The sequence below is a fragment of the Leptolyngbya sp. CCY15150 genome (genome assembly GCF_016888135.1).
In the GTDB taxonomy this organism is placed as follows: Bacteria; Cyanobacteriota; Cyanobacteriia; order RECH01; family RECH01; genus RECH01.
In genome coordinates this window covers 44,930-58,366 of the sequence record NZ_JACSWB010000175.1, presented here as the reverse complement: position 1 = coordinate 58,366, position 13,437 = coordinate 44,930, and the positions used below count along the sequence as shown (strand labels likewise).

General features: G+C 54.6%; 11 protein-coding genes. 6 read left to right on the top strand and 5 right to left on the bottom strand.

All coding sequences use genetic code 11. The features are described 5' to 3' along the window. Positions 1 to 15 precede the first annotated feature (15 nt). From JUJ53_RS13585 to JUJ53_RS13575, 3 genes are read right to left on the bottom strand one after another with little or no spacing between them, the layout of a single operon-like run. Positions 16 to 1,617: an AAA family ATPase gene (locus JUJ53_RS13585; protein WP_204152567.1), complete on the bottom strand. Its 1,602-nt coding sequence runs from the start codon at positions 1,615 to 1,617 to the stop codon at positions 16 to 18. Between the two features lie 24 nt (positions 1,618 to 1,641). Next, complete coding sequence (locus tag JUJ53_RS13580) at positions 1,642 to 3,030, bottom strand: AtzE family amidohydrolase (protein ID WP_343327956.1); 1,389 nt, start codon at positions 3,028 to 3,030, stop codon at positions 1,642 to 1,644. After that, positions 3,026 to 3,238 carry a DUF4089 domain-containing protein gene (locus JUJ53_RS13575; protein ID WP_204152565.1) on the bottom strand — a complete coding sequence of 71 codons (213 nt, stop codon included), beginning with the start codon at positions 3,236 to 3,238 and terminating at the stop codon, positions 3,026 to 3,028. The genes JUJ53_RS13580 and JUJ53_RS13575 overlap by 5 nt, the downstream gene beginning before the upstream one ends. A gap of 419 nt (positions 3,239 to 3,657) precedes the next feature. Here JUJ53_RS13575 and JUJ53_RS13570 point away from each other — a divergent pair, with 419 nt between their 5' ends. Continuing rightward, the gene (locus JUJ53_RS13570; protein WP_204152564.1) at positions 3,658 to 4,419 is read left to right on the top strand and encodes a hypothetical protein; all 762 of its coding nucleotides are present in this window, start codon (positions 3,658 to 3,660) and stop codon (positions 4,417 to 4,419) included. Positions 4,420 to 4,615: 196 nt separating this feature from the next. Then, complete coding sequence (locus JUJ53_RS13565; protein ID WP_204152563.1) at positions 4,616 to 5,794, top strand: site-2 protease family protein; 1,179 nt, start codon at positions 4,616 to 4,618, stop codon at positions 5,792 to 5,794. 124 nt (positions 5,795 to 5,918) lie between these two features. On the opposite strand, the gene JUJ53_RS13560 is transcribed toward JUJ53_RS13565, so the two are convergent. After that, a complete protein-coding gene (locus tag JUJ53_RS13560; protein ID WP_204152562.1) occupies positions 5,919 to 6,341 on the bottom strand; it encodes a hemerythrin family protein in 423 nt (140 codons plus the stop codon). Between the two features lie 280 nt (positions 6,342 to 6,621). After that, the gene (locus JUJ53_RS13555) at positions 6,622 to 7,314 is read right to left on the bottom strand and encodes an SDR family NAD(P)-dependent oxidoreductase (protein ID WP_204152561.1); all 693 of its coding nucleotides are present in this window, start codon (positions 7,312 to 7,314) and stop codon (positions 6,622 to 6,624) included. A gap of 190 nt (positions 7,315 to 7,504) precedes the next feature. Here JUJ53_RS13555 and JUJ53_RS13550 point away from each other — a divergent pair, with 190 nt between their 5' ends. The 4 genes from JUJ53_RS13550 to JUJ53_RS13535 all read left to right on the top strand — a co-directional run bounded on the left by JUJ53_RS13550 (position 7,505) and on the right by JUJ53_RS13535 (position 13,415). Then, entirely contained in the window at positions 7,505 to 7,942 is a 438-nt protein-coding gene (locus JUJ53_RS13550; RefSeq protein ID WP_204152560.1) for a response regulator, read from the top strand. Between the two features lie 712 nt (positions 7,943 to 8,654). Next, positions 8,655 to 10,964: an ATP-binding protein gene (locus JUJ53_RS13545; RefSeq protein ID WP_204152559.1), complete on the top strand. Its 2,310-nt coding sequence runs from the start codon at positions 8,655 to 8,657 to the stop codon at positions 10,962 to 10,964. After that, positions 10,918 to 11,382 carry a response regulator gene (locus JUJ53_RS13540; protein ID WP_204152558.1) on the top strand — a complete coding sequence of 155 codons (465 nt, stop codon included), beginning with the start codon at positions 10,918 to 10,920 and terminating at the stop codon, positions 11,380 to 11,382. The genes JUJ53_RS13545 and JUJ53_RS13540 overlap by 47 nt, the downstream gene beginning before the upstream one ends. Then, the gene (locus tag JUJ53_RS13535; protein ID WP_239125039.1) at positions 11,325 to 13,415 is read left to right on the top strand and encodes a response regulator; all 2,091 of its coding nucleotides are present in this window, start codon (positions 11,325 to 11,327) and stop codon (positions 13,413 to 13,415) included. Before JUJ53_RS13540 ends, JUJ53_RS13535 begins: the two co-directional genes overlap by 58 nt. The last annotated feature ends 22 nt before the right edge of the window (positions 13,416 to 13,437 follow it).

Here is a 13,437-nt window from a genome sequence, read left to right as displayed (position 1 = left end):
TCGCTTCCCTATCCCTCACTCCCGCTCCGAGGAATCAATGCCGCGTTGAGTGGCATAGCGGCGCAGTTCTGCCATGAGCTGGCCATCCTTCGAGGCCGTTCTGGCTCCGGCTTCCGCTGCCCAGCGCTTTAGGTGTTCGATTTGGTCACGGGCGATCGCGGCTAGGGGTACGGTTTCCTCGATCGCCAGCATAATATCTTCGGTGGTGAAGTCTCGACGCTGACCGTTGACCACTTGACTGTAGCCTCGATGGACGCCGTCGATGATCACCTGTTCAATTTCTGCGCCGCTGAAATTCTTGGCTTGACGAGACAGAAGGGCTAGGTCAAACTCCCGAAGGCGGGTGGGACGCAGTTTTTGCAGATGCACTTTGAAGATATCCTGGCGCTCGGCTTCGGTGGGTAAGTTGAGGAAGAAGATTTCGTCAAAGCGTCCCTTGCGTAACAGTTCGGCGGGCAGAATTTGCACATTATTGGCCGTCGCCACGATGAAGACTGGGCTGGTTTTTTCCTGCATCCAGGTAATTAAGCTACCGAAGACTCGCCGACTAGTGCCCGAATCGCCATCAGCACCGCTGGTAATATTGCCGAAGGCTTTGTCGATTTCATCAATCCATAGCACACAGGGAGCGATCGCTTCCACCAACTGAATCATCTGCCGCACCCGGCTTTCGCTCTCGCCCACGATGCCGCCAAAGAGGCGGCCGCTATCGAGTCTTAGCAGCGGCAGTCGCCATTCACTGGCAATGGTCTTGGCGGAGAGCGATTTCCCGGTGCCCTGAATGCCCACCAGTAGGACACCCTTAGGATTGGGGATGCCATAGCGTCGTGCTTCTTCCGTGAAGGCATCCTGCCGCATCCGCACCCAGAGTTTCAGGTTTTCCAATCCTCCAACGCTTTTCAGAGAATTTTGGGGGGTAAAGAATTCTAAAATTCCCGTCTGGCGAATCGCCTGTTTTTTCTCCTCCAAAACATGCAAAATGTCGGATTCATTCACCTGCTGTTTGGCAGCGATCGCCTTGGCTAAGACTCGACGAATACGTTCTCGACTCAGACCCTGGCAGGCTTTGACGAGCTGTTCCCGAGCTAGTCCAGTCACCTTCAGCGTATCGGTCACCACCAGTGATGAAATCAGATAGTTAATCTCCGCTGCATCGGGTAAGGGAAAATCAATGACCGTAATATCTTCCGCTAACCCAGGGGGAATTTCTAGGGTATGGCTGAGTAAGATCAGCGTCTTGCGGCTGCGCTTCAGGTCGCGGGTCAGGTTTTTCAGTTCGCGGATCACCGGAGCCTGTTTTTCACTGTTGGGCTGCTGTAGGGTGGGGTGCAGATCTCGCAACACAAATAGCACTGGCTCTTGGGGCGGTACCTGGGCAATGCGCGCTAGGGCCGCCATCACCGATCCCTTGGCCGTGCCGTCATCACTCCAGCCCCGCACCACGTCCCACAGCAGCAGATGCCGGGGCGGATCGGTGAGCGCTGCCACCCGCTGCAACACCTGTTCCACCGGCTCCTCCTCCACCGACACGATGTAGAGAATCGGAAAGCGGGCCCGAATCATCAGGTCAAGTTCATGGACAAGGGGCTGGTGGGGCAGGGGGGGAGATGGGGTCATGGCTCCAGAAGCGATCGCGTTCTTCTAGGATGCCACAGGGCTAGCCACTACACCCTGCCGTTCTAGGGCCGCCGCCACTTGGAAGAGCTTCGCTTCTTGGTAGGGTGCGGCAATGAGCTGGACGCCGATGGGCAGTGCGCCGGGGCGGGCCACTGGCACGGACAGCGCCGGTAAACCAATGAAGGAAATCGGCTGGGTGAAGCAACCTAGATGGGCGCGGGGCACCAGCTCCACGCCGTCGATCACCATGCGGGTTTGGCCAATTTCCGGCGCAGGGCAGGGAGTAGCAGGGGTCATGATCACGTCTACGGATTGGAACACCTGGGCCACCTGCGCCTGATACCACCGGCGGAAACGCTGCGCCTGCACATACCAATCGCTGGGCATCATCGCCCCGGCAATCAGGCGATCGCGGGTGGCGGGGTCGAAGTCTTGGGCCCGTCGTCGGAGGTTAGCCATGTGCAGGTTGCCGCCCTCGCTGGCCGTGATCACATAGGCGGCGGCCCGGGCCCGGCTCGATTCCGGCAGGGTGACTTGCTGGGTCACGCCGAGGGCGCTGGTCACTTGGTCGAGGGCGGCAAATACCTCGGGCAGGCCGCCTTGGGCAAAGTAGTCATCGGCGATCGCTATCCGTAGGGCATCGGGATCGGCATACAACTGGTCAACGGTGGCCGTAGGGGGGCGATCGCTGCATACTGGATCCCGCGCATCTGGCCCCTGTAGGGCATCAAAACTAGCGGCGATGTCGCGCACAGAGCGGGCGAAGGGGCCGATGTGATCCAAGCTAGCCACAAAAGGAAAAGTACCCGCCCGCGATAGGCGGCCGTAGGTGGGCTTGAGGCCAAAAATGCCGCAGAGGGATGCCGGCACACGAATCGAGCCGTTGGTATCCGACCCCAGGGTGAGGGGTACCAAGCCCGCCGCCACGGATGCCGCCGAGCCGCCAGAGGAGCCGCCTGCCACTCGGTCTACATCATGGGGATTATGGGTGTTGCCGTAGTGGGTATTTTCCGTGACAAACCCGTAGGCATATTCGTCCATGTTCAGCGCCCCCATGAGGATGCCCCCCGCTTGCTTGAGGCGGGCGATCGCTGTGGCATCCTGGGTGGCGGGGGGCGTATCTCGCTCAATCATGGAACCGGCGAGGGTGGTGAGACCGGCGATATCAAACAGGTTTTTCACCGCAAAGGGCACGCCTGCCAAGGGGCCTGGGTCTTGTCCAGCAGCGATCGCCTCATCTACAGCCTGAGCTTGGGCCATGGCATCGTCGGCCAAGACCGTCGTGAAGCAATTCAGTTGGGCATCCTGGGCCTGGATGCGATCGAGGCTGGCGGTAACCACCTGCACCGCACTGACTGTTTGGGCCCGCACGGCGGCGGCAGTGGCGATCGCATCGGCGGTGGCGAGGTCAATCATGGCTTGGAAAATCTGGCGAAAAGACAGGAGAAAGATCGTCTGCAGGAGATAGCTCAAAGGCAATCACCGGCTGGGCTACACCGTAGATCATCGTCACATTGCGAATCACCGCTGCCCGAGACTCTGGGGGAAGCGATAGCCCCATCAAAGCAGCGGTTTGATCAACGTAGGCGCTAAAACCTGGCTCGGGAGAAGGCGTGGACATACACAACAGAACTGCTAAGAGCAAAAGCTTGGGAACGTAGAAACAATGGCTGATTCACTGGCATCCCTGCCCTCACCCTAAATCCCTCTCCCAGAACGGGAGAGGGACTTTGAATCCCCCGCTCTGGGAGAAGGGGTTGGGGGATGTAGAGCTTGCGCTTCCCGAAGGGTGGGTCAACTTGCAAAACTGGGATGCACTCCGTAGGAACAACGGCGGGAAGCGGGAGAAATGGTGAATATTGGTGTGATTCCCTTTCCTTTAATACCATTGGAGGGACGAAAATGGGATGTAGGTGAGCAGATGTTGACCAACCCTGATCCTCCTGCCCATCGACTACACTCTAGGCGTTGTCGTCTCCAGTCCTTCGAACATCCCCTGACCATTACCTGGCTTGATCCTACAACCGCCGAGCATTCAGCATGGACTCTCTTCTTCTCATCGCCAGCCTCATCCTCTTGGGTCTGGTTGCCTTCTACACCTGGTTTGTGTTTCAACTGCTGCAAACCGTGCGTCGCGAAAGCCACCTCTACCGCAGCAGCTTAGATCAGCAACTGCGGCTGACCACCTTCCCCCACCTCTACTGCGACCTGAGTAGCGATCGCCCCTCCGGCACCCTCACCCTAGAGATATATAACATTGGCTCCCAGCCCAGCACCGATATCCTGGTGAGCACCATCGGCACCTACACCGCCGAAACCTTGGACGTGGCCACCCTAATGCGCAACTACATCCAGCCCCGCCATCGCAAATATCCTCTGCAGCCCGACAAAGTCGGCTACTACGGCATTCGCAGCAGCGTTCGTAGCCCCATGCTGCCCTACCAAAAACGGCTGGCGATCGCCCTCCAGTTTCCCGTCTGCCCCGTGGATGTCTACGCCCTCGTGCAGTACCGCACCATCGTGGGTGAAAATTACTATCAGCTTTATTGCTTCTCGGAGCTGGACGACCAGGGGCAATATCGCGCCAATATTCCCGATGCCCATCCCCTCACGCCCATCGATCGCATCCATTTCTACGACCTCGATGCCCTAGAGCCCCCCGCCCGTGAGGGATCTCTTCCCTTTTCCCTGGCAGATTTCATTGATCTGTGGAACCATTCCATCTCCCAGCGGTTTACCACCCTCTATACCGGCGACTATGCCACCCCAACCGAACTGGAGGTGAATCGCCCGTCCGTCTAGGTCTAAAGACGGAGTGCAACCCTCGAACCGAACCAGATCGGACGGCATTTACCCGTCTAGAGAACGTAGGATAATCGGACGGACTTCATTAAGATTGGAGATAGGTGCAGAGCCAGTACCGATTTGCCATGGTCTAATTCTGGTAACCGCGCGATCGCGCCCCTGCATCCATTACTGAACTCACGGGATAACCTACATGAACAACAATATACGCATTGGCAACTTGTTCGGGATTCCCTTTTACGTCAATCCCTCCTGGTTCATTGTGTTAGGGCTTGTCACCCTCACCTACAGCGGACAGCTCGCAGTGGTCTTTCCAGAACTAGGGGCACTGGCTTGGGTACTGGGGTTAGCAGCAGCGCTGATGTTGTTCGCGTCGGTATTAGCCCACGAGCTAGGGCATAGCGTGGTGGCGATTAGCCAAGGCATTGAGGTGAACTCCATCACCCTGTTCATTTTTGGTGGACTGGCTAGCCTCGGCGAAGAATCCAAAACCCCAGGCGATGCCTTCAAGGTGGCGATCGCTGGCCCATTAGTCAGCTTTCTCCTGTTTGGCATTTTTTCCTTGGTCGGCGCTGTCGTTCCCCTGCCGGGCCCCTTCCAAGCGATCGTGGGCTTATTGGCCTACATTAACCTCGCCCTCGGCGTGTTTAACCTGATCCCCGGTCTACCCCTCGACGGTGGCAACGTCCTCAAAGCCTTGGTTTGGAAAATCACCGGCAAACCCTACAAAGGGATCGCCTTTGCCAGCATCGTCGGTCAATTCTTCGGCTGGGTCGGCATTCTCTTGGGGATTGCCTCCATCTTTAATCTCACCAGCTTCGGCAGTGTCTGGACATTGCTGATCGGCTGGTTCCTCCTGCAAAATGCGGGTCGCTCGGCTCAGTCGGCAGCCATCCAAGAAAAGATGAGCGGCTACACGGCCCTAGACGCCATCTATGCCGACAGCCCCGTCACCAAAGGCAGTCAATCGCTGCGAGAATTGGCCAACAACTACATCATTGGCAGCCAGCGCGACTGGCGCAAGTTCTTGGTCACCAATGACGACGGTCAGCTCGTTGGCGAAATCGACGTGGATGCCCTGAAAACCATTCCCACCAACGACTGGTGGTCGGTGACGGTCGATCAACTCACCCATCCCATTGAAACCCTGACAACCATTCCTGCCAAGATGCCGCTGCTGGAAGCCCTCGGTCTCTTCCAAGACGATAATGCTGGCGTCGTGGTGGTCGTCAATGAGAACAATCAGGTGCTCGGTCTGCTAGAGCGCGATTCAATTTTCCAGATGCTGCAGCGTCAGGAAGAGGAGAATACTAGCGAAGAAGCGATCGCCCTCAACGCACCCAGCAGCGACGCCCCTAGCGACTCGGTCTAACGTCTCAAGGGTTCGTCAACAGGAACGGGCAGGACATGCTCACAGGAATGCTCCTGCCGGCGACGAATCTCCCACGAATCTAGCGCCCACAGATCTCCATCCTCCTAGGTGAAACCCATCGCCCCTAGGAGGATTGGTTTTTTAAAGAATGGCGCACACAGATGCCAATTTGGGTATCAATGGTCATAATGTGGCTCACCAACCAGTCGGCTAGCTGAGCATGAGCTTTGCGGGCGATCGCTTCACTGGCACCGCTGTCCCGATACTCAATCCGTAGGTCGCTAAAGATCTGCAAAAATCTGTGGTGAGCTTGTTGATTGGTTTCGCCGATGGCACAGCGATGTTTGGCAGCGCAGCTTTCTTCTTGCTCGAAATGCCATTCGGTAAAATATTTGAGAAACGTCAGCAGCTTCTTAATATAGCTGGCTCCGGTTCCTTGCTCGATCGCATCCGATAGATCATTAAACGCTGTGATCAACTCCTTATGATGAATATCGATCATAGGCACACCAACGCTCAGGCTATCTGTCCATTCAAATTTCTGCATAGATCCCCTAACAGGCTTAGATAACGGCAGGTTACAGCGGATAAGACACAACGGCTAACCTATTTCTAGGCAACATCCATATATCTCTTACGCTTAGAATGCCCATCCAGATTGCCAACCTGTAGCGATCGCTCCCATTGACAGAAAACGTAATGTGAACAACCCCTCACGGACTGGATACGGTGGAACTCACTCGTCTAGGGTGAACCATCCAATTCAGAGGTTGGGGGATCAAGGCAGCGATCGCTGAGCCGAGCGAAGCCAAGGTCAGCGCCAGCATTTAGGCACCCTCGCCACCCATGGCTGGCAGGTCAATTTCCTTAATGCAGGTCGCGCGGGATAGGGACAGCACGCAGTCGATCACGGTAAGCAGATCGCTAAGTGGCACCGCCTCGCCGCCCACTAGCGCGTTAGCCGCTAAATCTGCCATCACCTCCGGTGTACCCACGTTGCCAGGATTGATCACCGTCACCCCAATCCGCGATGGCCGCAGTTCTTCTCGCAGAGCATGAACCACGCCCCGCAGGCCAAACTTCGAGGCCGAGTTCGCCACTTCCCGTCCCGAAAAGTTATCGCGCCCGGAGAGCGATCCCATCAGGATAATTTTCGGATTCTGGCTACATTGCAGGGACGGAAGCAGGGCTTGAATGAGACGGATGGGAGCCAACAAATTCACGTTCAGCACACGCACCAGATCGTCGTCGGAACAGTCCAAAAAACGATACTGGGGCGTGAAGGCATGGGTTTCCCAGGTGCCGCCCATATACAGCAAGGCATCGAGAGGGCGATCGCCCACTACCTCCGCCACCCGTTTTACCCCAGCTACAGTGGATAGATCTGCTTCAATCCACATGCCATAAAACGACGGCGTGCGGGACACAGAGATGAGGTTATCGATCGTGGGCTCTAAATGCTGGGCAACGGCTGCACCAATACCGCGACTGGCACCAGCAACCACTATCCTGTTCATCATGGTGAAATTGGCTCAACCTCTACGTCACAACTGGTTTCAGTATAGCGATCGCTCTCTTGCGTCATCGAATACCCCATCCAGTCTAGGGCATATCCAAACCATAAAAAAACCTGGCATTTTGAGCGATCGCGTTCATCGTCCGCTATGAATAGCTTACGGATCTCCCTAGCCTCAACGCTAAAACGCCATGATGGATGCCGCGCCTGCACGATTGATTTTGGTCATCGATGCCAACCCAGACCATAATCGCATTATCGAAACAACCTTACATGAAACCTCAGGATGCTATCAGATCGTGGCGATCGCTAGTGGACTGGAGGCCTTAGATTTTCTATATCACCGAGGGATCTACGACGCCTCTCCCCGTCCCGATATCATTCTTCTTGACCTCAATCTCTCAGACGCCGATGGTCTCGATCTCTTGGCGGAGATCAAAGCCGATCATCAACTGCGCCGCATCCCCATCGTGGTGTTCACCCTCTCGGATCAATCCGAGCACATTCTCAAAAGTTATACCCTCCACAGCAATTGCTATGTGCTCAAATCCGACGACCTGCACAATCTCGCCAGCATTGTGAAGCGCATTGAGGAATTTTGGTTAGGAATTGTGACGCTGCCGGTGGAGTGACCACATCACCCATTACGTCACTATGTTAAAAAACGTGATCATTATCCAAGGTAAGTATTGTTTCTTGATGAGCCCCAGGCGAATATACACAAATCTTTGCGGAATCTAGATAAATTCTGGTTTATTTAAGAATTGCCTTAGGAAAACCTGTGGATTTGTACGATATGCTGCCAAATAGGTTCAACTAAACGGGTCTACAACGGCTATAAATCTTATCTATGATCATGCTGTCAGAGGATGACTTGGGTGAGGAGTATAGACGCAAGGCTGATCCAAACGTTGGACAACATAGAGGCTATTGCCATAAAAGCCCTGTAGGTTGGTCACGCGCTGCTTGCCCCCATCGCCGACCTTCCAGGAGTCTCATGCTCTTGGATACCCTAGACTTGATAGCCATGGCGATCGCCAAACCCCCTCTGCTTCATCCTCATCAGCCTCAAAACCATGATTTCCCTACACGGCATCACCTGAGTTAGGACAATGGACTGGGCTAGGGTACAGAGCGGCTACCTAGAAATTGAGGCATTGCTGAATTGATAGATGATTTGCCCTCATCCCCAGCCCTTCTCCCTAGGGAGAAGGGAGCTAGAACTCCTGTCTCCCTAGGGAGAGGGCGGATTGAGCAATTCATACTTGTATTCAACAACGCCGAAATTGACTTAGAACACTAAACTCGTTGAAATTGTCACAAGACTATCCTTGGGAGGATGCTATGGTTGCGGTCGATCTTGATGCTCAACGCCTTAATCTCACCCATCTCAAACAGCCTGAGATTCATCACCTTGTCAAAATTCAGCCCCATGGGGTGGTGCTGGTGCTAGATGAGCCGGATCTGCGCATTTTACAGGTGAGTCGGAATGCCTCTAAGCTGCTTGGCGTCAAGGCGGAGGATCTGCTCGGGCAAACCCTCGACGAAATCCTCGATCCCTATCAAGTCGATCGCTTTCGGGCTGGGCTATCCTACAACAACTTAGAGCTGATCAATCCAACCAAGGTATGGGCGCGGCGCAACGGGGATGACTACAGCGTGTTTGATGCCGTCTTCCATCGCACGGCGGATCACACCCTGGTTCTAGAGCTAGAGCCTGCGGTCACCCAAGACAACATTCCCTTCCTCAGCTTCTATCACCTGGCCAAGGCATCTATTCAACAACTGGAATCAACTGCCAGCCTAGCGGACTTCTGCCATATCATTGTGCGGCAGGTGCGCAGCGTCACGGGGTTTGAGCGGGTGATGCTCTACAAGTTTGACGAAGACGGCCATGGGGAAGTGGTGGCGGAAGATAAGATCAAGGATATGGAGTCCTATCTAGGATTGCATTATCCAGAATCTGACATTCCTAGCACGGCGCGCAAAATGTTTCTGTCCAACTGGATTCGCGTCATTCCAGATGCTACGGCGGAAGCCGTTGACCTTTATCCACCGGTTAATCCCGCCACCGAACAGCTCACCGATCTCACCCTTTCCATCCTGCGCAGTGCCTATCCCTGCCATTTAGACTATCTGCACAACATGGGTGTGGGCGCATCCCTGACGATTTCTTTGATGAAGGATAACAAGCTGTGGGGTTTGATTGCCTGCCACCACCGCACGCCCAAGCTGGTGCCCTATGAATTGCGCAAGGCCTGCGAATTTTTGGGCCGGGTCATCTTTGCTGAAATTTCCACCCGCGAAGAAGAAGCCGACTATAGCTACCGCGCCAAGCTGGCTCAGGTGCAGACGGCGTTGATTGATTTCATGTCGGAATCCGACTATTTTGTGGACGGGCTAACGTGCCACCATCCCAACCTGCTGGATTTGGTGGACGCTAAAGGCGCAGCCATCTGTTTCAACGGCACCTGGACGACCGTAGGGCAAACGCCGCCAGACGAGGAACTCAACTTTTTGGTGCAGTGGCTGAACAAGACGGTGGATGGGGAGGTGTTTGCGACCAATGCCTTACCCCTCGCCTACTCCGATGCCGAGCGCTTTAAGAATGTGGCCAGCGGCCTGCTCGCCATTCCCCTTTCCAAGCGCAGCTATGTGCTGTGGTTCCGCCCTGAGGTCATTCAGACGGTGAACTGGGGGGGCGATCCCAACCATGCCTACGAGGTGACCGATGAAGGAGGAGAGGTGCGGCTCTGCCCTCGCAAGTCTTTTGAACTATGGAAAGAGACGGTGCGCTTCAAGTCGCTGCCTTGGAAGCCGGTGGAAATCAAGGCGGTGCTGGAATTACGGAAAGCGATCGTCAATATCATTCTGCGGCAGGCCGAAGAGCTGGCGTTGCTGGCCCAAGATCTGGAGCGTTCCAACGCAGAGCTGAAGAAGTTTGCCTATGTGGCATCCCATGATTTACAGGAACCGCTGAATCAGGTAGCAAACTTTGTGCAACTTCTGGAAATGCGGTACGACGAACGGTTAGACGAAGACGGCAAGGAGTTTATTGGCTTTGCCGTGGAAGGGGTGAGCTTAATGCAAACCCTGATTGATGATGTGTTGGTCTATTCCAAGGTTGATCTAAAGGGGGTGGAATGTGAACTCACCGACCTAGCCGATCCGTTAGGTCAGGCGCTGAGTAATCTACGGGGGCGGGTGGCTGAAACTGGCGCGGTGATTACCCATGACCCCATGCCGACGATTGTGGTAGACCGCACCCAACTGATGCAGCTTTTCCAAAATCTGATGGGCAATGCCATCAAGTTCCGTAAGCCTGGCGAGGCACCTCAAATCCATATTGGCGTGCAGCGGCGGGAAGATGATTGGCTGTTCTCTGTGCAAGACCATGGCATTGGCATTGATCCACAGTTTGCCGAACGCATCTTTGTGATTTTCCAACGCCTCCATACCCGTGATGAATATCCCGGCTCCGGCATGGGATTGGCGATCTGCAAAAAGATTGTTGAGTGCCACCGAGGCAAGATCTGGGTGGAGTCAGCCCTAGATCAAGGGACAACGTTTTATTTCACGATTCCTGTAGGAGGGCGCGATCGCAACCATGCTAGCGGACGAACGACTCAAAACTATCCTTTTGGTCGAAGATAATCGCGGCGATATCCGCCTGATCCAAGAGGCCCTCAAAAGCACCACGTCGCCCTGTGACGTGGTGGTAACTCGGGATGGCATGGAAGCGATGACCTACCTACGACAGAATGGGGACTACCAAGCGGCCATCCGTCCCGACTTAATTTTGCTGGATCTGAATCTGCCGAAAAAAGATGGACGGGAAGTCCTAGCAGAAATTAAGGCCGATCCCAATCTTCAGCACATTCCCATCATTGTGCTCACCACCTCGCGTAATGAGGAAGATATCTTTAATAGCTACGATTTGCATGTCAATTGCTATATTTCCAAGTCACGCAATTTGGCCCAGTTGTTCAAAATTATTCGCGGGATTGAAGAATTTTGGTTAGAAACAGCGATCTTACCCCCATCCGAGGTGCCCCTAACCGAGATGGGATAGCTCACGAGCCGCCGCCTTCCCTATCCCACATCCATGTTCTCTTGGTTGAAGATAATGCGGCAGAAGCGCGGTTGCTTCAAGAAGTCCTCAAAGGTACGCGCCATCAACGATTTGCCCTGGTGCATGTCAAACGGTTGAACGAAGCGATCGCCTACCTGCAAGACCAGCCTGCCCAGGTGGCCCTCCTCGATCTGACCCTCCCTGACAGCACTGGTCTCGATTCCCTCGATACCCTGATTCGAGAACAGCCCAGCCTGCCCATCGTGGTACTCACCAATACCAATGATGAAGACTTGGCCGTGCAGGCGGTGCGACGCGGAGCCCAGGATTATCTGATGAAGCGCCATGTCAATCAAGACCTGCTGGTGCGATCGCTCTGTTATGCCATCGAACGCAAGCAGGCGGCGGAAGCCCTACGGGAAGCCAATGAGGTGCTGGAACATCGTGTACAAGAGCGCACGGCGGAATTAAAAACGGCGAACGCCCTCCTACGCAAGGAAATCGATCAACGACAGCGCATTCAAGAACGCCTAGAGCTAGCTCAGGAAGCCGGCAAAATTGGTACCTTTGAGTGGAATCTCTACACAGACACCATTCTCTGGAGCTGCAACCCAGATTCTCGTTGCCCAGATATGCCGACTGCCGACGCTATTCCCTACAAAACGTGGCTGCAGCGCCTACATCCTGACGATCGCTCTCGCACCCATCAGCTATTCTGGCAATCAGCGACCCATCAAAACGAGCTCGATACAGAATTTCGCACCCTGACCTCCACCGATGAAGTGCGATGGACAGCCATCAAGGGAAGTGTCTTCAGCGATAGCACCGATCAACCCCTGCGGATGATTGGTATTCACATGGACATCACCGAGAAAAAACAGCTAGAAGCGCAGTTCCTGCGAGCCCAGCGCTTAGAGAGCCTAGGCACCCTGTCTAGCGGCATTGCCCATGATCTCAATAATATTTTGACGCCCATGCTGGCCGTGGTGCAGTTACTGCCCTTAAAAATCCCAGATTTGGATCCAAGCTCTCATCGCCTACTCAATTTACTGGAAACCAGTGCCCATCGGGGTGCCACCCTCGTGCAGCAGATTTTATCCTTTGCCCGAGGCATTGAGGGCAAGCGAATTACGCTCAAAATCAACTACCTGCTCGCCGAGATTAAGCAAATTATTGAGCAAACCTTACCGAAATCGATCGCTGTTTGCATCAATGTTGATCCCGATCTGTGGAATATTTCCGGCGATGCCACCCAACTGCATCAGGTATTCATGAATCTATGCGTCAATGCCCGTGATGCCATGCTGCAAGGCGGCACCCTGGACGTAGTTGCCCAGAATCAATGCATTGATGATCAACAGGCGCGTCTTTATCTAGATGGAGCAGCCGGCAGCTATGTTGTGGTTACCGTCTCAGATACCGGCACCGGCATCCCACCGGATATTATCCACCGTATTTTTGATCCCTTTTTCACGACCAAAGATCCAGGACGGGGTACCGGGTTAGGTTTATCCGCTGTCCTAGGTATCGTCAAAAGTCATGGCGGTTTTCTAGATGTCCAAAGCCAACCGGGACAGGGCAGCACCTTTACTGTTTTCTTACCTGCCTGCCAGCAAGAACCCATGTCTATCTCAACAGAGCTAGATATCCTAGCTGGGCATCAAGAATGCATTTTGGTGGTCGATGACGAAGAAGCCATCTGTGAAATCACCAAAACGACCCTAGAGACTTACAACTACACTGTCTTAACCGCAAACCACGGCGGCCAGGCGATCGCCCTCTTTGCCGAACATGGGCCAGAGATCTATTGCGTCTTGATGGACGTGATGATGCCCACCATGGATGGGTTAACCACCATTTCTCTGCTGCGACGCTTGGATCCAAAGGTGCGGGCGATCGCCATGAGTGGTCTGAGTTCTGCCGAGGCGATCGCGGAATCAGAACGGTTAGGCTTTCAAGGCTTCCTAGCCAAGCCGTTTACCACACGAGATCTCCTGCATAGTCTACGGGGCAGTGACCAAGCTGGGGATTAAGCTGTTGATACAAGACAAGCGA